The organism is Burkholderia arboris, from assembly GCF_902499125.1.
GTDB classification, from domain to species: domain Bacteria; phylum Pseudomonadota; class Gammaproteobacteria; order Burkholderiales; family Burkholderiaceae; genus Burkholderia; species Burkholderia arboris.
Window position 1 is genome coordinate 513,834 of the sequence record NZ_CABVPX010000001.1, and the last position, 20,617, is coordinate 534,450.

At 66.8% G+C, this 20,617-nt stretch carries 21 protein-coding genes and 1 pseudogene; 9 read left to right on the plus strand and 13 right to left on the minus strand.

Annotated features, from left to right (window positions below):
• Positions 1-14: 14 nt before the first annotated feature.
• The 3 genes from BLA15945_RS02290 to panE form a co-directional block, all read right to left on the minus strand.
• On the minus strand, positions 15-959 hold the full coding sequence (locus BLA15945_RS02290) for a substrate-binding domain-containing protein (protein ID WP_174991373.1): 945 nt from the start codon (positions 957-959) through the stop codon (positions 15-17).
• 118 nt (positions 960-1,077) lie between these two features.
• Positions 1,078-2,037, minus strand: coding sequence for an AraC family transcriptional regulator (locus tag BLA15945_RS02295; protein WP_174991374.1), 960 nt, complete (start codon positions 2,035-2,037; stop codon positions 1,078-1,080).
• A gap of 238 nt (positions 2,038-2,275) precedes the next feature.
• Complete coding sequence (gene panE, locus BLA15945_RS02300) at positions 2,276-3,223, minus strand: 2-dehydropantoate 2-reductase (protein ID WP_174991375.1); 948 nt, start codon at positions 3,221-3,223, stop codon at positions 2,276-2,278.
• Positions 3,224-3,474: 251 nt separating this feature from the next.
• Between panE and BLA15945_RS02305 the strand changes: the two genes are divergently transcribed.
• A complete protein-coding gene (locus tag BLA15945_RS02305) occupies positions 3,475-5,028 on the plus strand; it encodes a methyl-accepting chemotaxis protein (protein ID WP_059239786.1) in 1,554 nt (517 codons plus the stop codon).
• A 25-nt stretch (positions 5,029-5,053) separates the two neighbouring features.
• Here BLA15945_RS02305 and BLA15945_RS02310 read toward each other — a convergent pair whose 3' ends face one another.
• Entirely contained in the window at positions 5,054-5,731 is a 678-nt protein-coding gene (locus BLA15945_RS02310; protein ID WP_059239784.1) for a response regulator transcription factor, read from the minus strand.
• Positions 5,732-6,108: 377 nt separating this feature from the next.
• On the opposite strand from BLA15945_RS02310, the gene BLA15945_RS02315 reads away from it, so the two are divergent.
• The gene (locus BLA15945_RS02315) at positions 6,109-6,600 is read left to right on the plus strand and encodes a hypothetical protein (RefSeq protein WP_059239782.1); all 492 of its coding nucleotides are present in this window, start codon (positions 6,109-6,111) and stop codon (positions 6,598-6,600) included.
• A gap of 27 nt (positions 6,601-6,627) precedes the next feature.
• Here the strand turns inward: BLA15945_RS02315 and BLA15945_RS02320 are convergent, their stop codons facing one another.
• The 4 genes from BLA15945_RS02320 to BLA15945_RS02335 all read right to left on the minus strand — a co-directional run bounded on the left by BLA15945_RS02320 (position 6,628) and on the right by BLA15945_RS02335 (position 11,066).
• Positions 6,628-7,134, minus strand: a complete 507-nt coding sequence (locus tag BLA15945_RS02320) for a hypothetical protein (protein ID WP_174991376.1) — start codon at positions 7,132-7,134, stop codon at positions 6,628-6,630.
• 129 nt (positions 7,135-7,263) lie between these two features.
• The gene (locus BLA15945_RS02325; RefSeq protein ID WP_059240941.1) at positions 7,264-8,661 is read right to left on the minus strand and encodes a sigma-54 dependent transcriptional regulator; all 1,398 of its coding nucleotides are present in this window, start codon (positions 8,659-8,661) and stop codon (positions 7,264-7,266) included.
• Positions 8,662-8,802: 141 nt separating this feature from the next.
• A complete protein-coding gene (locus BLA15945_RS02330; protein ID WP_059239778.1) occupies positions 8,803-9,387 on the minus strand; it encodes a hypothetical protein in 585 nt (194 codons plus the stop codon).
• Between the two features lie 155 nt (positions 9,388-9,542).
• Positions 9,543-11,066 carry a chemotaxis protein CheA gene (locus BLA15945_RS02335; RefSeq protein WP_233464103.1) on the minus strand — a complete coding sequence of 508 codons (1,524 nt, stop codon included), beginning with the start codon at positions 11,064-11,066 and terminating at the stop codon, positions 9,543-9,545.
• Between BLA15945_RS02335 and BLA15945_RS37555 the strand changes: the two genes are divergently transcribed.
• Positions 11,041-11,316 carry a hypothetical protein gene (locus BLA15945_RS37555; RefSeq protein ID WP_226196253.1) on the plus strand — a complete coding sequence of 92 codons (276 nt, stop codon included), beginning with the start codon at positions 11,041-11,043 and terminating at the stop codon, positions 11,314-11,316. The genes BLA15945_RS02335 and BLA15945_RS37555 overlap by 26 nt on opposite strands.
• A 22-nt stretch (positions 11,317-11,338) precedes the next feature.
• On the opposite strand, the gene BLA15945_RS02340 is transcribed toward BLA15945_RS37555, so the two are convergent.
• The 3 genes from BLA15945_RS02340 to BLA15945_RS02350 all read right to left on the minus strand — a co-directional run bounded on the left by BLA15945_RS02340 (position 11,339) and on the right by BLA15945_RS02350 (position 12,719).
• Positions 11,339-11,620 (minus strand): hypothetical protein, encoded by a 282-nt coding sequence (locus BLA15945_RS02340; RefSeq protein ID WP_059239774.1) that lies wholly within the window; start codon positions 11,618-11,620, stop codon positions 11,339-11,341.
• Between the two features lie 73 nt (positions 11,621-11,693).
• Positions 11,694-12,284: a hypothetical protein gene (locus BLA15945_RS02345; protein ID WP_059239771.1), complete on the minus strand. Its 591-nt coding sequence runs from the start codon at positions 12,282-12,284 to the stop codon at positions 11,694-11,696.
• Between the two features lie 111 nt (positions 12,285-12,395).
• The gene (locus tag BLA15945_RS02350; protein WP_059240940.1) at positions 12,396-12,719 is read right to left on the minus strand and encodes a hypothetical protein; all 324 of its coding nucleotides are present in this window, start codon (positions 12,717-12,719) and stop codon (positions 12,396-12,398) included.
• Positions 12,720-14,577: 1,858 nt separating this feature from the next.
• Between BLA15945_RS02350 and BLA15945_RS02355 the strand changes: the two genes are divergently transcribed.
• From BLA15945_RS02355 to BLA15945_RS37560, 3 genes and pseudogenes are all read left to right on the plus strand, one after another.
• On the plus strand, positions 14,578-14,802 hold the full coding sequence (locus BLA15945_RS02355) for a hypothetical protein (protein WP_233464104.1): 225 nt from the start codon (positions 14,578-14,580) through the stop codon (positions 14,800-14,802).
• Positions 14,795-15,160 (plus strand): annotated as a pseudogene (locus tag BLA15945_RS02360) (NAD-dependent epimerase/dehydratase family protein); the annotation flags it as partial. The gene BLA15945_RS02355 and the pseudogene BLA15945_RS02360, both read left to right, overlap by 8 nt.
• A 106-nt stretch (positions 15,161-15,266) precedes the next feature.
• On the plus strand, positions 15,267-15,497 hold the full coding sequence (locus tag BLA15945_RS37560) for a hypothetical protein (protein ID WP_059239769.1): 231 nt from the start codon (positions 15,267-15,269) through the stop codon (positions 15,495-15,497).
• A gap of 18 nt (positions 15,498-15,515) precedes the next feature.
• Here BLA15945_RS37560 and BLA15945_RS02370 read toward each other — a convergent pair whose 3' ends face one another.
• The gene (locus BLA15945_RS02370) at positions 15,516-16,439 is read right to left on the minus strand and encodes an AraC family transcriptional regulator (protein ID WP_059239768.1); all 924 of its coding nucleotides are present in this window, start codon (positions 16,437-16,439) and stop codon (positions 15,516-15,518) included.
• 182 nt (positions 16,440-16,621) lie between these two features.
• Between BLA15945_RS02370 and BLA15945_RS02375 the strand changes: the two genes are divergently transcribed.
• Positions 16,622-17,083 (plus strand): (2Fe-2S)-binding protein, encoded by a 462-nt coding sequence (locus BLA15945_RS02375; RefSeq protein WP_174991378.1) that lies wholly within the window; start codon positions 16,622-16,624, stop codon positions 17,081-17,083.
• A gap of 2 nt (positions 17,084-17,085) precedes the next feature.
• Positions 17,086-19,296 (plus strand): xanthine dehydrogenase family protein molybdopterin-binding subunit, encoded by a 2,211-nt coding sequence (locus BLA15945_RS02380; protein WP_174991379.1) that lies wholly within the window; start codon positions 17,086-17,088, stop codon positions 19,294-19,296.
• Between the two features lie 139 nt (positions 19,297-19,435).
• Here BLA15945_RS02380 and BLA15945_RS37835 read toward each other — a convergent pair whose 3' ends face one another.
• On the minus strand, positions 19,436-19,558 hold the full coding sequence (locus BLA15945_RS37835; protein WP_256086118.1) for a hypothetical protein: 123 nt from the start codon (positions 19,556-19,558) through the stop codon (positions 19,436-19,438).
• A gap of 519 nt (positions 19,559-20,077) precedes the next feature.
• Here BLA15945_RS37835 and BLA15945_RS02385 point away from each other — a divergent pair.
• Complete coding sequence (locus tag BLA15945_RS02385) at positions 20,078-20,476, plus strand: winged helix-turn-helix domain-containing protein (protein WP_059239764.1); 399 nt, start codon at positions 20,078-20,080, stop codon at positions 20,474-20,476.
• Positions 20,477-20,617 lie beyond the last annotated feature (141 nt).

Genomic DNA, 20,617 nt, shown 5'->3' on the forward strand with positions numbered 1-20,617 from the left:
GCGTCGCTCGTCGTTCACCAGCTGAAGCCCTTCGCGTTGCCGCGATCGACGACCTTCACGTCGACCGGGATCGCCTTCGGCACCGTCGCGCCCCACTTGCGTGCGATCGCGATGCCGAGCGCGATGCGTACCTGGTCGGCCGGGAACTGCGCGGTCGTCTCGATGAACTTCGAATTCGGCTTCTGGATCGCGGCGATCGCCTCGGGCGCGCCGTCGACGCTCGTCAGCTTGATGTCCTTGCCGGAACCCTCGATCGCAGCGAGCGCGCCCATCGAGCCGCCGTCGTTCACGCTGAAGATGCCCTTCAGGTTCGGATGCGCGGAAATCATGTTTTCGGTGACCGACAGCGCGGTCGCGCGCTCCTGCTTGCCGTTTTGCGTATCGACGAGCTTCACGTTCGGGAATTTCGCGAGCCCGGCCTTGCAGCCGCGGACGCGTTCGAGAATCGGCACGACCGGAATGCCGTCGAGGATCGCGACCTCGCCGCTGCCGCCGATCGCCTTCGCGAGGTATTCGCACGACATCACGCCCGCGTCGTAGTTTTTCGAACCGACGAACGAATCGACCGGGCCGTTTGCGTTCGCATCGACGGCCACGACCACCGCGCCGGCCTTCTTCGCCTGCGTGATCGCCGACTGGATGCCGGTCGAATCCGTCGGGTTCACGAGCAGGATGTCGATCTTCTTCTGCAGCATGTCCTCGACGTCGCTCACCTGCTTGCTGACGTCGTGATGCGCGTCGGTCACGACGACCTGTGCGCCGATCGATGCGGCCGCGTCGTTCAGCGCCTTCTGCATCGTCACGAAATACGGGTTGTTCAGTTCCTGGAACGTCATGCCGATGCGCAACGGCGCGGCCTGCGCGGTGGCGGCCGGCAGCAGGGCCGCGACGGCGAGCGCGGCAACGGCCGCCATGCGGGCGGCGCGACGGGGGGATGAGGCGGGCGATGCGTGCGTCATGACGGTGTCTCCGATTGTGTGCAGCTTTTTCGTGGGTGAGTGAGCCCCTCGCGACGTGAGCGACGCGATCGGCTGGGTGAAACGGCAGGGAAAATTCAGGCGGGCGTCAGCCCGGCGATCATCCGGGCTGCGGCGCGAGCTCGGGCGCACCGGGCGTCAGCACGCGCGGCGGCATCGGGTTGCCGGTGGGCGCCGCATGCAGCGCCAGGTCGCGGCTGCGCGCGTTCAGGCGCTGCAGCGCACGGAATTCGGACGGCGCCATCCCCTTCACCGCGCGGAACTGGCGGTTGAAGTTCGACACGTTGTTGAAGCCGGCCTGGAAGCAGATGTCGGTGATGTTCGCGTCGTCGGCGAGCAGCATCTGGCACGCGGACTCAATCCGCAGACGATTCACGTACTGGACGAACGGCATGCCCGTCTGGCGATGGAACGCACGCGAGAACGCGCTGACGCTCTGCCCGGTCAGTTGCGCGAGATCGGATTCGCGCAACTCGGACGCGAGGTTCTTGCCGATATACGACAGCGCGTGGCTGAGCCGCGTCGGCGTGACGTCGGCCTGGTCATACGCGGGGCTCGCGAGCAGCGTGCGTTCGGCCGCGCCGCACAACCGTTCGAGGATCGTCATGAACAGCGCGATGCGGCGCATGCCGCGTGCGGCCAGCAGCGCGTCGAACAGCGGCGCGATCGCGGCGCTCGTCGCGGCGTCGAAGCCAACCCCTCGACGCGCATCGTCGAGCAGCGCCTGCGCGTCGCGGCATTCGGGGAATGCGTCCATGCAGCGGCGCACGAACGCCGGGTCGAACTGGATCACCAGATTGCGGCGCTCGACGGTCTCGCCTTCGGCCATGTCGCTGACCCAGTTGTGCGGCAGGTTCGGGCCGAGCAGCACGAGATGGCCCGGGCCGAACGAGCCGATGTGGTCGCCGACGAAATACTTGCCGCGGGTCGCGACGATCAGGTGCAGTTCGAATTCGGGATGGAAATGCCAGCGGATCGTGCGATACGGATAGCCGTGCGACCAGACCTTGAACGACTCGTCGCGTCGCACTTCGACCACTTCGAGATCGGGGTGCATCATGTTGGCGTCTCCATTCCCATGTATCGCTGGCCGGCCAGTTCGGCGGTGCGCGCGCGTGCCGCGTGTTTCGCGCGGCACCGCGACCGGTCGCATGGGAAGCAATGTAGGTCGATCGAGCGCGCGGCTCCACCAACTTTACGCCTGATTTCCGATACTTTTTTGCGCAATCCGGCCACAAACGGCGCCGCACGGCAAATTTGTGCAGCGCGGTACGGCCGGGCGGCCGTCCGCGCCGGCGTTACGCGGCCGCGTGCTCGCGTGCCGTGCGCACCTCGTACGCCTTCAGGTGGTTGTACGCGATCCGCAGCAGCGACAGCGCGTCGGCCGCCTGCGGGTCGCGCCGCGCGAGCAGGTCGCCGATCACGTGATCGGCTTCGACGCGCGCATGGTTCTCGACGTCGCGCAGCATCGACGCGGTCAGCGGCGACGGCGTCAGCACCATTCTCTGCATCCGCTCGATCGCCGTCGGGTCGGGCCGGTGGCCGTTGTGTTCGGCGATCGCGCTGCATTCTGCGAGCATCGTTTCGAGCAGGCGGCGGCCGTCCGGCGCGGCGAGAATGTCGCCGACCGAGCCGCGGAACAGCGACGTGCTCGCGGCGAGCGTCGCAAGGAACACCCACTTCTCCCACATCCGCGCGGCAATGCTGTCGCTGAGCGTCGCGTCGAAGCCCGCGCCGCCGAGCACGTCGGCTACCGCGCGCACGCGCGGCGATTCGCCGCCGGCAAGTTCGCCGAACGACACGCCGTGCGTGTCGTTCAGGTGCACGATGCGCTGCTCGCGATCGAGCGTCGCCGCGATCACGCAGAGCCCGCCGAGCACCTGCGTCGCGCCGAAGCGGTCGCGCAACACGTCGAGATGGCGCATGCCGTTGAGCATCGGCAGGATCAGCGTCTGCGGGCCGACGAACGGGGCAAACGAGAGCATCGCGTCGTCCAGGCTGTATGCCTTGCAGCTCAGCAGCACGAGGTCGAACGGCGCGACGCCGGCGTCCGCATCGGCCGCGCGCACGGTCCGCACGTTCGCAAGCGTCAGGTCGCCGCGCGGGCTGCGGATCAGCAGCCCGTCGCGCGCCAGCGCAGCCGCGCGGCCGTCACGCACCAGGAACGTCACGTCGCGTCCCGCCGCGGCCAGCCGGCCGCCGAAGTATCCGCCGACCGCGCCGGCCCCTACCACCAGAATCCGCATCGTTGCCTCCTTTCGGTTTCGTTCAGTGCCGTGCCGGCGCCAACCCGGGCGCGCGGCGCGAACGCAATTGCCCGACAGTATAGCGATGCCCGTTATGCATATGCATAGATACCCCTTTCGGCATCGAAGGCATCGGGCAGGTACCGGTTCCTAGGGATAACCCGTCTACGGCGATGTGCGCCCGGCGCCGTCAAGATACTTACCCCGTCACGCCGCCCCGGCGAGCATCCTCGACTGACCGACCACATACCATGCGCAACCTTTCCCTGAATCAGAAACTCGCCTCGATGATCGTCATCCTGTGGCTCGGCCTGCTCGTCATCGCCGGGCTCGGCGCATGGCAGACACGCGCCTCGATGATCGCGGACCGCCGCGACCAGCTTGCGTCGCTGGTCGCGCAGGCCGCGAGCGTGACCGACCATTACTACAAGCTGTCGCAGCAGAACGCGATGCCGGAAGCCGATGCGAAGCAGAAGGCGCTCGAGGCGATCGCCGCGATGCGCTACGGCGCCGACGGCTATATCTCGATCAACGATTCGAAACCGGTGATCGTGATGCACCCGATCAAGTCCGATCTCAACGGCAAGGACGTGTCGAACTTCACCGATCCGAACGGCAAGCACCTGTTCGTCGAGATCGTGAAGGCCGGCAACGCGGAAGGCGGCAAGGGCTTCGTCGAGTATCTGTGGCCGAAACCGGGCGCGGACAAGCCGCAGGATAAAACCAGCGCCGTGCAGCGCTTCGCGCCGTGGGACTGGTACCTGGTGACGGGCATGTACATGAACGACGTGCGCACGGCGGTGCTCGAGAGCATCGGCCGCTGGTTCGCGATGACCGCGGTGCTCGGCGCGATCGCGACGGCCGTGATGGTGCTGGTGCTGAAGAGCGTGCGCGCGAACCTCGGCGGCGAGCTCGAGGTGGCGCTCGACGCCGCCCAGCGCATCGCGCAGGGCGACCTGACCGCGCGCGTGACCGTGAAGCAGGACGATCGCGGCAGCCTGCTGCATGCGCTGCACACGATGCAGGGCGGGCTGATCGACATGGTGTCACGCGTGCGGATGGGCACCGAGAACATCAACGTCGGCGCGAGCGAGATCGCGTCCGGGAACACGGACCTGTCGCAACGCACCGAGGAGCAGGCGGCCGCGCTCGTGCAGACCGCGTCGAGCATGGACCAGATGACCGCGAACGTGAAGCAGAACGCGGACAGCGCCGCGCAGGCCGCATCGCTCGCCGGCCAGGCCGCGCAAGTCGCGACGCGCGGCAGCGAGGTGGTCGACGACGTCGTGCGCACGATGAACGAAATCACCGACCGTTCGCACAAGATCGGCGACATCATCGGCGTGATCGACGGCATCGCGTTCCAGACCAACATCCTCGCGCTGAACGCGGCCGTCGAAGCGGCACGTGCGGGCGAACAGGGCCGCGGCTTCGCGGTGGTCGCGGCCGAAGTGCGTTCGCTCGCGCAACGTTCGGCGACGGCGGCGAAGGAGATCAAGTCGCTGATCGTGTCGTCGAACGAGACGGTCGAACACGGCGCGACGCTCGTCACGCACGCGGGCGAGACGATGGCCGAGATCGTACAGTCGGTGCGGCGGGTGAACGAGATCCTCGACGAAATCAGCCACGCGTCGCGCGAGCAGAGCGCCGGGATCGAGCAGGTCAATCGCGCGGTGGGCGAGATGGACCAGGTCACGCAGCAGAACGCGGCGCTCGTCGAACAGGCGGCGGCGGCCGCGCACTCGCTGCGCGATCAGGCCGAAGCGCTGCGCGACGCCGTGACGCGGTTCGCGCTGCCGGCCTGACGGCGCCCGCCCGGCGCGCGCGCGCTCACGCCGCGCCGCCGGTCTGCAGCGCGCCCTCGCTGCGCCCCAGCCCCAACCCCGCCGCCCGCTGGATCAGCTCGACGTCGTTGTTCGCGCCGAGCTTCTTCATCGCACTGATCTTCTGCGCGCTGACCGTCTGCTTGCCCTTGCTCAGGCGCTGCGCGATCGTCTTGATCGGCACGCCCGACAGATACAGGCGAATCACCTCGATCTCGCGCGCCGACAGCTTCACGGGCGCCGCGCCCCGCTCGCCGAGCGCGTCGACCGCGCGCCGGACGGACGGGGACCGGTACGTCCCGCCGCTGTAACTCGAATGGATCGCCGTGACGATGTGGCCGACCTCGTCGAACTTGCTGACGACGCTCACGCCGCCGATCGCGAGGATCGACCGGAAGATCAGCGGGTTCTCGTTCGCGACCAGCGCGACGATCCCGACGTTCGGCCGCGTGCGCCGCAGCCAGTCGAACAGCGCGAGGCCGTCCATCTGCGCGTCGCCGCGAATCGCATAATCGACCAGCACGACATCGCAGTCGACGCCGCCGAGCGACGCGACCAGTTCGGCCGCGCTCCGGTAAACGGCGACGAGTTCGATCGCGCAGGTGCTCCCTGCGATCTGCTCGATGCCGGCCAGCGTCAACGGCCAGTCGTACGCGAAGACGATGCGAACATTGAATTTCCTCATGCGCAATTCCTGGTGGTTCACCGGCCGCGCCGCACGAAACGCGCGCGACCGGTTGAGCGTTTAAAGGACGTTCAGGCGATTTTTAGCCTGAACGTCGATTCTATGAACCTGCGCACGGACGGGATATCGGACGGCATACGAATCGGCCGTCGGGGACGTAATACGAGTTTGATATTCACGCGGGCTCAGCGGTCGGCAGTCGCCGGTCGGCCGGCGCGGCATCGGCCTGACGGCCGGCTTTGCGCGCCGCGCGGCCGGTCAGCAGGTAAAATCGCCCTTTTGCATGCCATCCCGGGCGACCGGCGGCGAGCGACGCGCCGATGCCCGGCCGCGCGCCACCGCCCTTTCGCCGGCTGCCCGCACTCCCCGTTTTCCTCATGACCGATTCCGACCTGCAATCCGACGACACCTCCATCCACGAAGACGGCCTCTGGCGCGACAACGGCTGGACGGCCCGCATCATCAAGAACGAAGACGACGACGGCTGGGCCGTCGAGATGACCAAGGACGGCGAGTCCGAGCCCGCGCTGGTCGGGCCGTGGACCATGGGCCGCGACAAGAAGAATCCGAAGCCGATGGATGCGAACGCGTTCCGCACGCTCGTGAAGACCGCGACCGAAGTGCTGATGCGGCACGAACAGCAGCGCCGCGCGATGCTGCACAAGGAAGTGACGGTCCAGGACGAAGCCGGGCAGGATGTGTCGGTGACGCTCGACATCGTGCCGGACGAGTTCGAGCCGTATGCGCAGCTCAAGGCATTCGATCCGTATGGCGAGCTGCTGGCCGACGCGAAGGTGTCGGCCGGGTTCAAGCTGAACAAGGCCAGCGCCGAACGCTGGGTCGCATCGGGCTTCGAACGGCCTGCGTGAGCGTGCGCGGCGCGCCGGCACGCGCGGTCAGGCGCCGGTGCCCTGCTCCGCACGTCTGAGCCGGCGTGCGGCCAGCTTGCGCCGCACGAGTTCGTCCAGCTGCTGCGTCGCGACCTCGGAATCGCGCGCGGCCAGGCCAAGCAGGTTGCGCGCGAGCTGGATCGGCGTCAGCACGATGCCCCACGGCAGCCCCCACCAGCCGAGCGTGGCCGATGCGAGCAGCGCGACCGCCTGCTTCTTGCGGCCGCAGCGGCGGCAGCATACGTGGCGTCGCGTGGCCCAGCGCGTGACGAACACCAGCGACACGACGCGATGCGACGCGTGGACGTCGACCGGCCGCCCTTCGCGCAAACAGATCGGGCATGGCCCATAGCGACAGTCGTCGACGTACTGCCGGACCTTGGCGTCGGGCACCCGTTCGGCCTCGACCACGATCGGATGCGCTTGCGCGCATACCGGGCTGCAATAGCGGCGGCGGCCGATCGACCGGCCGCCGGCCAGGAACGTCCTGCCGCAGTGACTGCACTCTGCCACGATAAACCTCGGATAAGCGTGATGCGCCGCGTGCCGGCCGCGCGCATCGATGCGCGCGGGCCGAACGGGTCATTTCACGTCTTAACGGCCGCCGGCGCACGGTCTTGAGCGGACGCGCGCCACGGCGCGTCAGCCGTGCAGCCCGTGCGCGGTCATCAGCCGGTACAGCGTCGCACGCGAGATCCCCAGCTCCGCGGCGACCTCCGCATGCTGGTGGCGGTGGCGCAGCAGCGTTTTCTCGATCGCGTGCCGTTCGGCCTGCCGGCGCGCCTGCGCGAGCGTCGGCGGGTGCTGCGACGTATACGCGTGCAGTTCGAGGTCGGCGGCCGAGATCAGCGGACCGTTCGTCATCACGACCGCGAAGCGGATCCGGTTGATCAGCTCGCGCACGTTGCCGGGCCACGGATAGTTGTGGATCGCCTCGATCGCGCACGGCGTGAAACCGCGAATCCGGTACGAGCCGTCGCCGTGATAGCGCCGCAGCACGTCGTCGGCGAGCAGCATGATGTCGCGGCCGCGCATGCGCAGCGGCGGCTCGTCGATGCGCAGCACGCACAGACGGTAGTACAGGTCGGCGCGGAACCGCCCGGCCTGCATCGCGGCCTCGAGATCGACATGGGTCGCCGACACGATCCGCACGTCCACCGGAATCGACGCATGCCCGCCGAGCCGCTCGATCTTGCCTTCCTGCAGGAACCGCAACAGGCTCGCCTGGCTCTCGAACGGCATGTCGCCGATCTCGTCGAGAAACAGCGTGCCGCCGTGCGCAGCCTCGATGCGGCCGATCTTGCGCTGGTGCGCGCCCGTGAACGCCCCGCGCTCGTGCCCGAACAGTTCGGCCTGCAACAGGGTCGGCGGGATCGCCGCGCAGTTCACGGCGACGAACGGCGCGTCGGCACGCGACGACTGGCGGTGGATCGCCGCCGCCGTCAGCTCCTTGCCGGTGCCGGATTCGCCGGCGATGAACACGGTCGCCTCCGTGTTCGCGATTTTGCGGATCGTCGCGAACAGCCGGCGCATCGCATCGCACGATCCGATCATCGCGCTGCCGGGCGGCGCAGCCTCCGGGGCCGGGTCGCCGTCCGCGAGCTTCAGCATCCCGTATGCATGGCCGACGAGATAGCCGATGGTCGTGTAGGCCGTCGCGTTGCGCACGTAGTCGAAACAGCAATGGCGGATCAGGCGCGCGATCGTGATGTCGCGCAGCCGCTCGCCGTCGGCGAGTGCGATCCAGCCGACGCGCGAGTCACGCAGCAGCGTCTCGAACGACGCGACATCCGGTGACGCGAAGCTTGCGAAATCGACGATACCCGCATGCGGGCGGTTCGCCTTGACGAGATTCAGTGCGTCCGCAACGGTTTTCGCACGCCACACGTCCCAGCCGCGCAACGCGAGACAGTCGACGAGCGCAGCATCGTGTTGCTGCGACAGGTAGACGAGCGGCCGCGACGGCGCGACATGGTTGCGCCGGACGGCGACGAACGGCAGCGCACCGGCGTCCCGTTCGACATCCTGCGGGCCTGACACGCTGAGCTGGCAGCAATAGTTCACGATGGCCTCGCCGCGTAGGGTTGTATATCGGGGCGGCCGTTGCCGGCTTGTGTGTGGCGGGGCTCCGTGGTCCCGCGGCGCGGCGCCGCGCCGCCCCGTCCTCGAATCGATGTTTCGTTATCGGCAGAACACGACGCGCTGGGTGTAGATCTGCGGCTCGATGACCGGCTTCGCCGATCGGTTGAGATCGTCGCGATAGGCACGGTAGGTCTTGCCATTGACCGTCACGTCAGCCGCGCGGGCCGTCTCGATCTTGTCGAGCCCGTTGCGCTGCCAGTCGCTCACGCGGTCCGCCGCCGTCACGTTCGACTCGCCGGCGATCTTCTGCGTGATCGCGCTGCCGTCGCTCCACGGCTGCGTCTGCATGTCCTCGGCGTGCTGCATCGCGCCGACCGTCTTGCCGGTCGGCGACGGCCCGTTCTGCGCTTCGAACGGTGCGCCGCGGCCATACACCGGCGATTGCCACGACGGCGCGTGCCCCTCCTCGGGCATCATGTAGATCATCTGCGGATCGCCGACCATCATCATCGGCGCGCATGCCGTGTTGTCGGGGCGGCCGAGCGTCGACAGCGCCTGCTGGACGCTCACGGCATTCGCAGCCGTCTGCTCGCTCAGGATGACGAACACCGCGGGATTCTGGAAAACGGACTGCGCAGCGGCTTCCACGCTGACCAGCAGCAAAGCGACCAAAAAGATCCTCATGATTGAGGCCTCCTTGCATCCTCGTCAGGCAAAAAGAGGTGTTGACCTCGGGGATGGGACCAACACCTGTCAAACAGGAAAAGACTGTCGGGCATCGGGCCGTACGGCTCCCGTGTGACCGGCATCCCGGTCGCACGGAAGACGGCCCCGCGTGCTCACGACGACGTGCTCGTCGAGATGACGGCCGGCGCCGGCGCGACCGGTGCAGCCGGTGCGGCCTGCTGGTCGACCGTAGCCGGCGGCAATGCCTGCGCCGGATCGGTCAACGCGGGCATGTCGGCGGACGGCGCAACCGGTGCGGCAGCGGATTCGACCGCGTCCGGCACCTTCGCGTCGGCTGCCGGCATGTCGGCAGGCGCCGCGGCGGCGGCAGGCTGAGCGGCTTCCGGAGCAGGCGCTTCGACAGCCGCTTGCGGGGCCGGCTCGGCAGCCTTTGCTTCGGCTGCCGGCGCCGTGACGACGGCAGCTGCCGGCATCGGTTCCGCAACGGGTTCGCCGGCGGCCTGCGCTGCGTTGTCGGTCGCGGCCGGCATCGGCTCCGGTGCCTTGTCGGCGACGGCCTGCACGGGCTCGGGTGCCTTCGTGTCGGCAACCGGCTGGGCGGGCTCGGCAGCCTTCGTGTCGGCTACGGGCTGTGCGGCCTCCGGTGCCTTCGCGTCAGCTACCGGCTGTGCGGCCTCCGGCGCCTTCGTGTCGGCTACGGGCTGTGCGGCCTCCGGCGCCTTCGTGTCGGCTACCGGCTGTGCGGCCTCCGGCGCCTTCGCGTCGGCAACCGGCTGCGCAGGCTCGGGAGCCTTCGTGTCGGCCACCGGCGTGGCAGGCGCTTGCGATGCCTTGTCGGCAACCGCCGGCGCGGCAATCACGGCCGCGGCCGGCACGGCTGCCATTGCGGCCGCCGGTACGACCGCGGCTGCGGGCGCGGCGGCAACAGCCGGGGCAGCTGCGACAGCAGGTGCCGCGGCAACCGCAGGTGCTGCTGCTGCCGGCGCAGCCACTGCCGGTGCGGCGGCGGCGACGGCCGGCGCTGCGACGGCCGGAGCGGCAGCAACCGGCGCGACCGCCGGTACCGGGACAGGCACCGGGACCGGGACGGGCGCCGCCTGCACCGACGTCGTCTGGATCGGACGCGTCGGCGCCGGAGCCGGCGCGGCCGAACCGAGCGGCGGCAGGCCCATCCGGTCGCGCACGATCGGGTCGCGATACTTCACGTCGTCGGCGACGGTCGCTTCGACGCTCGGCGCCACGTTCGAACGCGCGAGCGGCGCGGTCGTGCCCGGGCACAGGTGGCCGGTCGCTTCCACTGCGCGCCGGTTCGCATCGCTCTGGCACAGCAGCGCGAGCGCGACGTCGGTCAGGCCCATCGCACGGAATTCACGCGCATCGAGACGCCGGACGCAAGCCTGGTCGACCAGCGTCGTGCCGCCCGTCGCGCCGAACCCCGGGAACGACACGCCGACGCTCACCGAGCCCATGCAGGTGTCGGACAGCGTGGTCGTGAGGCCGGGCGCCTGGATCGCCGGGTTGGTCTTGATCGTCTGCGTGCCCGAGTAGTTGACGTTTTCCGATGTCTGGGTGTTGTACGGGTTGGTGCCTGGCGCGCCGGACGAAGCCAGCGAGCTAACGCTCTGCGGCGTCACGTTCGAGCCGCCGCTCGTGCTGGACGGCATCGTCACGTTCACGTTCACGCTCGAATTGCCGCTGCCGCGCACCCCGCTGGAGCTGGTGGCATTGCCGCCGCGCGAGCTCGTGGTGTTCGTGTTCATGCTCGAGCCACCGCCCTGGCTGATCGCCGTCGACGACGTCGAGGACTGCGCGCTCGAAGTCGAGTCGGCAGTTTGCGCCTGGGCACCGATCGTGGTCATCGCGAACATTGCCGCGCATGCCACCTTGATCCTGTTGCTGTTCATTTCAATCTCCGGACGAGGTTAGACCTCCCACCCAGGCAACCGTGCTAATTCCCCTGAATGACTTCAGATTTCGCTGCTTCCCCGAACTGCTTCCAGCCGCTGCCCAGCTGGGACCACGAGCCGGCCGACATGCCCTGCCACTGCTGGGCGTCCGGTCCGCCGATGGCACTGCCCGACGAAAGCGTTTGTTGTTCTGACGGTTTGGTTGTCTGGTCAGGGTTGTTAGACGTCTGCATAGTCGATTGCACACCATCGGCAGCACGGTCAGCGCCATACGCCGTCAGAGACGCGAGCATCAGAGCGGCGGCAATCAGGTTCTGCTTCATGCCAACTCCTTACGTGACAACAGTGCAGGAAAAGAGACCAGCGTCGCTGCGAAACTGGTCCCCCCACACCAGACTAATGACTGCTCCCGGTCGCGCTCGAACTGCCCTGGCTTCCGCCCGATGCGGACGGTGAACCAGCCGGACCGGTACTCCATGCGGTCGACGAGTTGTAGTGATTCGAACCCGTGATCGCGGCCGATCCGCCACTGCCCGTGAGTCCAGCGGCACCCGCGTTGGCAATGCCGTTGTCGTTCGCGCCCGTGGCCGTGTAGTGGTTCGCGCCGAGTACGATCGTGGCGGTCACCCCTCCCGACAGTGCGTTTGCGTTCTCGTTCGTGCTGCTGTTTCCGCCGAACGAGCCTGCGGCACCGATACCGCCGCCTGCCGCGAACGCGCCCCCGTTCGTGCCGGAACCGCTGGCCGTCGAGGTTGAGTTGTGGTTGGCGGACGCCGTACCGACGGAACCAGCGGGTGTCACGGTACTTCCGGCGCTTGCACCAGCCGTCGATGTCGAATTGCTCGTATAGCTGCCGGAGCCGACCAGTACCGAACCGGACACACCCGCTGCGACGGATTGCGTCTGATTGGTCGTGAACGAACCCGCTGCCAATACGGCCGACGATAGGACGGTGAGCGCTGTCGCTAATATGACTTTGGCTTTCATAGCAATTCCTTGCTGTGAGGAAGTTCGGCGGTGGCGGAGCCAGGCTCGCCCTGGTGGGGTGAAGCCCGGCATCCGTACCGCCAGCCAATGACGAACGCTACGCGCCGCGGCTTAGTGGTGATACGTCCAGCCAACCGAGCCGGCATTCGCACCGCTGCTGCCGCCAGCTTGTGCCCCGCCGAAGCCGAAGCCGCCGACGGTCGACGTTTGGGTATGGTTCGTGTACGAGATCGAACCGCTGCCCGGGCCGCCCGCCACTGCGCCGGCTGCGCCGAGCGCCGCGCCGGAATCGGTTGCGGTGAAATGGCCAAAGCCCGCAACCCCGGCCATCGTCTGGCCACCGCTCGACGAGTTGCTGCTCGACAGCGTGCCGCTGGCGGCGAACGCGGCACCCGAAACCGCCAGAACTGCTGCTGCAATCAGAAGCTTCTTCATGGTCGACTCCATAACGGCGTGAACAGAATGAGCAAGGAAGATCGCACGCCTTCAACCTTCCCGCCGTGAGCAATCCCTAAAATTAAGGATCACTATCAAAACAAGAAATTATTGCTGGCCTTGAATTCGATATTTTTGTAATTTTGGTCAGCCGAATTCTAGTTTCGTGATTTTAAGTTGTCCAAACTTTATACGTAGGTGTTTTCGATTAATTTTATGATTATTAAATCAACCGCCAAGAAACACCTTGATAATGCCAACATGAACGACGCACACGCCGTTACAGCCCGCCATTTTCAATACACCGCCCGACTCGATGCCGGCACGCAGCATCCAGTTGCGGAATCGAAAATACGCGAATGCATTTAAAACATCAAAATGCAACGCCGTTCAACATGCGTCCGTTATCCTGGCGATAACAGGCCTGCATGACAGCCAGTCGGCATGTTTGCTCCCTGAGCGAGCGAAATAGGTTTTCCGGATAATCCGGCCGACAGGCGTTCGATCTAGTCCGGCCGGCGCCGGTATTGACCCGGCGCGATCGAAACTGCCTTGCACGGTCGTAGACGAATCGGCGTCAGGCTGTCCGGCACGAACAGTCTGGCCCATGCGGGTGAACTGGATGAGGGCGAGCACCGCTGTCGCCCGGCCATCGCGCGTGGCGACAACCGATCCGGCACGCGGCGGATGCGGAGGCAGGAAACCAGGCAATGGAATACTCGCGAAGCTGGCACTGCGTCGCGAGCAACACCCCGATCTTTCCGACTACCCCACCGGTGCGCAAAATACGCGCGGATCAAACTACTGCTTATGGTCTTCATCGCCGTTTCCCCGACTGCTACTGACGAGTTGGTCGCCCCCACATCTTTGTTGCATCGTGTCGACCGCTCGCCGATGCAGCCATTACCGCAAGCGGCGTGCCACATGTTGTCCCGTCGCGCATTGCGAGCGGCAGATCGCCGCCACGCCGGGTCATTCCGCCGGAAACGTCATTTTTTGTTTCAGGAATGTATCGCGACAACGATTGCGCACGTGCCCCGATCATTGAGCGTCTCGAAGCAATACCGCGATTAGACGGACGAATCCGGCCCGTGGAACCTTGCCGGACGGCAAGATGAACGGGTGTTTCAAACTTGAGAAGCGCGCCGCCGCGCAGGCCGGGCGGAAACCCACTTTCCACTGACTAACCACGCTTCGCGACGTAGGCGACCAGGCTCCCGTGCGAAAACGAACGAGAATCGATTCGTCCTGCGCGCAGCGCCAGGGCCATGCGCAGCGGTCTTCGATGCGCTGCCGGCACGCGCGCCCCCCGATTGTCGAAACGAATTTGATTCATCCGTGAAAATACCGACACGATCACACGACGAAAAATGTTGCCATCCCGGCCGTTACCGGCGTAATAATTAAAACAAATGTAAACACGGAATCCCGACAAAATCACAAGCGCCGTTTTTCATTCCGGCTCGCCCCACCTTTCACTTCGGAGACATCCTGACAAGCGATACATTCGAGAAACGTTTTTAAGCATTTATTCCCCCGATTCTCATCGACGAAACATGCCGATTAAGCACGCGTTTTACGTTAACAATCTCGTAAAAGCCTGATTTATCGAGTGTTTCATCGTATCGAATCGCATTGATCCGGCGCTCGCACGGGTCATTCCCCTGTCCCCACGATTCACGCGTGAAACGCCTGCACGCCTGTCGATCGGTGCTGGCATCGCCGCGCCCGCGCCCGGCGGGACTGCGTCATCCATGGCATGCCGATTGCCTGATGTCCGGCTCTCACCGGGCGGCACGCCACAGCACACGAATCACGGGCAGTGGCCGCTCGCAATCTGCGTGTCGGGGAAAAGGCGATGAAGATCACCACCGATCGATCGGCGCTTGCGCCGTTCAAGCATCAACGGGGTTGTCAGCGAAACCGGAGCGCCTGCCGTGGCGCTTCGTCGACATCGGAACAGGCGGACCGGCGCTGGCCGAAACGGTACCCGTGCAGCGGGATGGAGCGTGTGCGCGACGCCGTCGGGCAAATCGACCTGTGGTTCCTCGAGATGCTCGACGAAGGAGACGGCGATGAATGACCGCGCACCGCTCGAAACGCGCGCCGGTCAGCGCGTGCGGGTGACCGGCGGCGCCGGCTTTCTCGGCAGCTACGTGTGCGAGCGCCTGGTCACGGAAGGCGCAACGGTCACGTGCGTCGACAGCCTGCTGACGGGACGCAAGCTCAACGTTGCCGATCTGAAGGCATCCGGCCGTTTCGAGTTCGTGAAGGGCGACGTGTCGCTCGGCCTGCCGCAGCTGCAGGTCGACGAAATCTGGAATCTCGCGTGCGCGGCTTCGCCGCCCACCTACCAGACCGATCCCGTCCACACGATGATGACGAACGTGCTCGGCATGAACCACTGTCTCGCGCTCGCTCACAAGACCGGGGCGCGGCTACGTGGACGAAGTCGGCCTGTCGGTGTTCGACTGCCCGCGCTGCGCCATCTGGCCGCCCGGCGGCCACTTCTCGGCCGCGAGCATCCTGCGGACCAAATATGAGCGGGTGACCGAATACGGGCTGCCGGTGATGGTCGCGGAGCTCGGCGTCGACGGCTCGAATTCGCGCAAGCGCGAGGAACTCGACGAATTCCAGCGCTCGCTGTGGCGTTATCCGCTGCTGAAGGCCGTGGTCTATTTCAACGCGGTCGATACGCCCGGCGCATGGCCCGCGCACTATGTGCCGGACTGGCGGATCGCGCCGGCCGTCCTGCAAACGACGGTCGTGGCGAAATGACGGGTGAGCGGCGGCCCGTCAGCCGAGCAGTTCCCTCTTGCGCAGGTGCACGACGTCGCGCATCGGCGGCGCGCCGAACAGCCGGCTGTATTCGCGGCTGAACTGCGACGCGCTTTCGTAACCGACGACGGCCGCCACCGATCCGACGTCGCCGCCCTGCCGCAGCAACAGCCGCCGCGCTTCGTGCAACCGCAGCTGCTTCTGGTACTGCAGCGGGCTCAGCGTCGTCACGTGCTTGAAATGATGGTGCAGCGACGACACGCTCATGTTGACCGCCTGCGCGAGCGACTCGACGCGCATCGGCTCCGCGAAGTGATCGCGAATCCATTCGATCGCACGCGCGATCCGGTGTGTCTGGCTGCCCGCGATGGCCATGTGGCGCAGCCGTGTGCCCTGCCCGCTCGTCATCAGCCGGTACAGCAGTTCCTTTTCGATCAGCGGTGCAACGACCGGGATGTCGGCTGGCGTATCGAGCAGCCGCAACAAGCGCAGCGCGGCGTCGAGCAGCGGCGGCGTCAGCTCGGCCAGCGCGATCCCCTCGCCTTCGGGGCCCGCGTCGGGTTCGGGCAGGCGCATCTCGGCGGCAAGCTCGACGATCCGCTGCGGATCGAGGGTCAGCGACAGGCACAGGTAAGGCGCGTCGGGCGACGCGCGCGTCACGCGCGACAGGATCGGCAAGTCGATCGAGGTAATCAGGCAATTCTGCGTGTCGTATTCGTAAGCCTGGCCGGCGACGACTACGCGCTTCGCCCCCTGCCCGGCAATCACGAGCGCGGCGCGCGACACGCCGCAGCCGAGATCGACCGGGCGCGTGTGCCGATGCAGCATCAGGCCCGGCACGGCCGTCGAATGCGAGCCGTCGGCCGGCGCGAAACGGCCGATCAGCGACGCCAGCTCGCGTCGCCCGGATTCGCGCGACGCGACGATATCGGTCATGTCCATGACGCATCCTCGAATTGATTTCCTCGTGTCGCGGGAGCATAGCGAAACGGCTCGCCGCGCGCCGGGGATTTGCAGGATTGTTCAACAAATTTGCAGGATTGGGTAGACGCAAATTCAGGCTGCTCGCGCACACTGCCGGCTAACCTGGCGCATGCCGGGTTTTCCCCACGGAGACAACCAAAATGCCTACCTCGTTTGTCCTGAACGGCAAGAACGTCACGCTCGACGCCGATCCGTCGATGCCCGTCCTCTGGGCGATTCGCGAACACGCGGGACTGACCGGCACGAAGTTCGGCTGCGGCATGGCGCAGTGCGGCGCGTGCACGGTGCATCTCGAAGGCCAGGCCGTCCGCTCGTGCGTGCTGCCGCTCGCCGGCATCGCGGGCAAGCACATCACGACGATCGAAGGCCTGCAGAGCAAGCCCGCGCACGCCGTGCAGGCCGCCTGGGTCAAGCTGCAGGTGCCGCAATGCGGCTATTGCCAGTCGGGCCAGATCATGTCGGCCACCGCGTTGCTCGAGCAGAACCCGAAGCCGACCGACGCGGACATCGACACCGCGATGAACGGCAACCTGTGCCGCTGTGCGACCTACGCCCGCATCCGGGCCGCGATCCACGACGCGGCCGCGACGCTGGGAGCCTGACCATGACGATCGAACTCGACAACACCGATTCGGTAAGCCCGTCGCGCCGTACGTTCCTGAAGGCTGCGGGGGCAGCGGCCGCCGTCAGCCTGACCATCGGCTTCGAATGGGCCGGCCTCGGCCGCCGCGCGCTCGCCGCGAACGCGCCGGCGGCCGGTTTCGCACCGAACGCGTTCCTGCGCATCACGCCGGACGGCACCGTCACGGTCATCGCGAAGCACGTCGAACTCGGCCAGGGCGCCTATACGGGCATCGCGACGATCGTCGCCGAGGAGCTCGACGCCAACTGGTCGAACGTCCGCGTCGAAAGCGCGCCGGCCGATGCGAAGCGCTACGCGAACCTCGCGTTCGGCACGATGCAGGGCACGGGCGGCAGCTCGGCGATGGCGAACTCGTGGCAGCAGCTGCGCGAAGCGGGCGGCAAGGCGCGCGCGATGCTGGTGTCGGCCGCCGCCGCCCGCTGGAAGGTGCCGGCCGGCGAGCTGACGACCGCCAAGGGCGTCGTCACGCACGCGAAGAGCGGCAAGACGGCTGCGTACGGCACGCTCGTCGCCGATGCGTCGACGCTGCCCGTGCCGGACAAGGTCACGCTGAAACAGCCCGCCGACTTCAAGCTGATCGGGCACCGGATTCCGCGCGTCGACGCATCGGCAAAATCGAACGGCACCGCGCATTTCACGCTCGATACGACCTTCCCCGGCATGCGCGTCGCGCTGCTGCAGCGCCCGCCGCGCTTCGGCGCGACGGTGAAATCGTTCGACGCGACGGCCGCCAAGGCCGTGCCCGGTGTCGTGTCGGTCGTGCAGGTGCCCGGTGGCGTCGCGGTCGTCGGAACCGGCTTCTGGGCCGCGAAACAGGGCCGCGACGCGCTGAAGGTCGACTGGGACGAAACGAACGCGGAGAAGCGCGGCTCGGACGAGATCATGCGCGAATACCGGCAGCTCGCCGACAAGCCGGGCACGTCGGCGCGCAAGGACGGCGATGCCGACGCGGCGATCGCGGGCTCGGCGCGCAAGATCAGCGCGACGTACGAATTCCCGTATCTCGCGCACGCGCCGATGGAGCCGCTCGACGCAGTCGTCAAGCTGACGCCGAACGGTTGCGAAATCTGGGCCGGCGACCAGTTCCAGACGGTCGACCAGGCCAATGCGGCCAAGACGGCGGGCCTGAAGCCCGAGCAGGTGCAGATCCACACGCTGTACGCGGGCGGCAGCTTCGGCCGGCGCGCGAACGCGTGGTCGGATTACGTGGTAGAGGCCGTGTCGATCGCGAAGGCGCTGGGCGCGGACGGCAAGCCCGTCAAGCTGCAGTGGACGCGCGAGGACGACATCCAGGGCGGCTTCTACCGGCCGATGTACTTCCACAAGCTCGACGCGGGACTGACCGCGGACGGCAAGCTGGTCGGCTGGCGCCACCGGATCGTCGGCCAGTCGATTCTCGCCGGCACGCCGTTCGAGCCGTTCATGGTCAAGAACGGCGTCGACGCGACGTCGGTCGAGGGCGCGGCGAACCTGCCGTACGCGGTGCCGAACGTGTCGGTCGAGCTCACCACCGCGAAAACGGGCGTGCCCGTGCTGTGGTGGCGCGTGGTCGGCAGCTCGCACACGGCCTACGCGGTCGAGGCGTTCATCGACGAAGCCGCGCACACGGCGGGCAAGGATCCGTACGCGTTCCGCCACGACCTGCTCGAGAAGGAGCCCCGGATGCGCGCGGTGCTGGACCTCGCCGCGCAGAAAGCCGGGTGGGATCCGGCCAAGCCGCTGCCGAAGGGCCGCGGGCGCGGGATCGCGGTCGCCGAGGCGTTCAAGAGCTATGTCGCGCAGGTGGCCGAGGTGTCGGTCGACGCGGACGGCAAGGTGAAGGTCGAGCGCGTGGTGTGCGCGGTCGACTGCGGGATCGCGATCAATCCCGACATCGTCGCCGCGCAGATGGAAGGCGGCATCGGCTTCGGGCTCGGCGCGGTGATGCACAGCGCGATCACGCTGAAGGACGGCCAGGTCGAGCAGCGCAACTTCGACGGCTACCACGTGCTGCGGATGGCCGAGATGCCGAAGGTCGAGGTGCATATCGTGCCGTCGGCCGAGGCGCCGACCGGGGTCGGCGAGCCGGGCGTCGCGCCGGTCGGGCCGGCTGTGGCGAACGCGATCTTCGCGGCGACGGGCAAGCGGCATTACGTGCTGCCGTTCGATTCGGCGGACAGCGCGAAGGCCTGATGTAACGGCATGCCGGCCGCGGGGCGCGCGATGCCCCGTGGCCGGCGTTTTTTCACCGGCTCGCGCAACATTGCGCTCGCCGGAGTCGAAGCCGCATGTCACGGCCTGGCCCGTCAGCCTCGTACGCTCCTGCCCGACTTCAGGCCAGCGCCGCGGCCTCCGGTTCGACGACGAATTTTTCCGGGCGAATCGTCCACGGGTTGGCCTCCAGGAATCCGGGCAAATCCAGCCTCCGCCCCGTCACCTCGCCGAATTGCGTCATATGCGCCATAAAACCGACCTGGTCCTGACAGCAGACGGAAAAAAATGCGCAAACTTGACCAGCCCTTCCTGGGACACGTTACCGCGGCCGTCCAGATCGCTGCGAAGAATCGACGAGGTCCGCGGCCTGCTCGAGCAACGGATCGCGTACGCGATCCTCGGGAAACAGCGGTTCGAAGGCGGCGACGGTCGTCATGCTTCCCTGCAGGGTTCCAGGTAGCGTTTCTCTCGCCCCACCGTTGACCCGGACCGAGCGCGCGTGACCCGTCTTCCACACACGTTACGTCAGACGTAACGCCCGTAACGTCGGCACTCCGATGCTACGTAACAATCCTTCAATATTGCTCCGACCCCCTCTCTGTCCATCCGACGCTCGCCGTTAAAAATTCTTTTAAATTCAAGGCCGCCACGCCCTCCGCGCCGCACCCGCCAGCCATCGCCGCCCGACAACTCTCTTCCTGGCCCGGAAGTTGCAGCATAGAACCCGCAAACACTCCTTTATGGACATGCGAGGGCCACCATGGATTGCAAATACCTGTACATCGACAACATAAAAATCAACTTCGTGCGCCGCACGATCGAAATCGACAACAAGGTCGTTGACGTTACGCCGCGCGAATTCGACGTCGTCGAATTCCTGCTCGACAACATGAACAAGATCGTGCCGCGGCAGGCAATCCAGGAAGCCGTATGGGGCCGCGAGCTCGGCGTGTCGTCGCGCACGCTCGACACCCATATCTCGCGGATCCGTTCGAAGCTGCAGCTCGAACACGACAAGAACCTGCGCATCATCCCGATCTACGCGGTCGGCTATCGCCTGGTGCTGTTCGGTGCGGCGATGACGCACGTCGAGCGCCACGACGCGGCGCCGATCCTGCGCGCGACGCCGCAACCCGCGATGGCCGCCGACTACGCGTAACGCTTCACCGCGCGCCGCCCGTTCGCGGCACGCCGGCAACGCGCCCCCCACCGCGCTGCGCGGCCTGCCGACCGGACACGGCCTGCATGCCGCCTGGCCCGCCAGCCAGTCGCGACCCGACCGCCGCCTCCGGGCGGCGGT

Coding starts and splice junctions, on each gene's coding strand:
- BLA15945_RS02290 (WP_174991373.1), bottom strand. CDS start 959: ATGACGCACGCATCGCCCGCCTCATCCCCCCGTCGCGCCGCCCGCATG.
- BLA15945_RS02295 (WP_174991374.1), bottom strand. CDS start 2,037: ATGATGCACCCCGATCTCGAAGTGGTCGAAGTGCGACGCGACGAGTCG.
- panE (WP_174991375.1), bottom strand. CDS start 3,223: ATGCGGATTCTGGTGGTAGGGGCCGGCGCGGTCGGCGGATACTTCGGC.
- BLA15945_RS02305 (WP_059239786.1), top strand. CDS start 3,475: ATGCGCAACCTTTCCCTGAATCAGAAACTCGCCTCGATGATCGTCATC.
- BLA15945_RS02310 (WP_059239784.1), bottom strand. CDS start 5,731: ATGAGGAAATTCAATGTTCGCATCGTCTTCGCGTACGACTGGCCGTTG.
- BLA15945_RS02315 (WP_059239782.1), top strand. CDS start 6,109: ATGACCGATTCCGACCTGCAATCCGACGACACCTCCATCCACGAAGAC.
- BLA15945_RS02330 (WP_059239778.1), bottom strand. CDS start 9,387: ATGAGGATCTTTTTGGTCGCTTTGCTGCTGGTCAGCGTGGAAGCCGCT.
- BLA15945_RS02340 (WP_059239774.1), bottom strand. CDS start 11,620: ATGAAGCAGAACCTGATTGCCGCCGCTCTGATGCTCGCGTCTCTGACG.
- BLA15945_RS02345 (WP_059239771.1), bottom strand. CDS start 12,284: ATGAAAGCCAAAGTCATATTAGCGACAGCGCTCACCGTCCTATCGTCG.
- BLA15945_RS02350 (WP_059240940.1), bottom strand. CDS start 12,719: ATGAAGAAGCTTCTGATTGCAGCAGCAGTTCTGGCGGTTTCGGGTGCC.
- BLA15945_RS02355 (WP_233464104.1), top strand. CDS start 14,578: ATGAAGATCACCACCGATCGATCGGCGCTTGCGCCGTTCAAGCATCAA.
- BLA15945_RS02370 (WP_059239768.1), bottom strand. CDS start 16,439: ATGGACATGACCGATATCGTCGCGTCGCGCGAATCCGGGCGACGCGAG.
- BLA15945_RS02375 (WP_174991378.1), top strand. CDS start 16,622: ATGCCTACCTCGTTTGTCCTGAACGGCAAGAACGTCACGCTCGACGCC.
- BLA15945_RS02380 (WP_174991379.1), top strand. CDS start 17,086: ATGACGATCGAACTCGACAACACCGATTCGGTAAGCCCGTCGCGCCGT.
- BLA15945_RS37835 (WP_256086118.1), bottom strand. CDS start 19,558: ATGACGCAATTCGGCGAGGTGACGGGGCGGAGGCTGGATTTGCCCGGA.
- BLA15945_RS02385 (WP_059239764.1), top strand. CDS start 20,078: ATGGATTGCAAATACCTGTACATCGACAACATAAAAATCAACTTCGTG.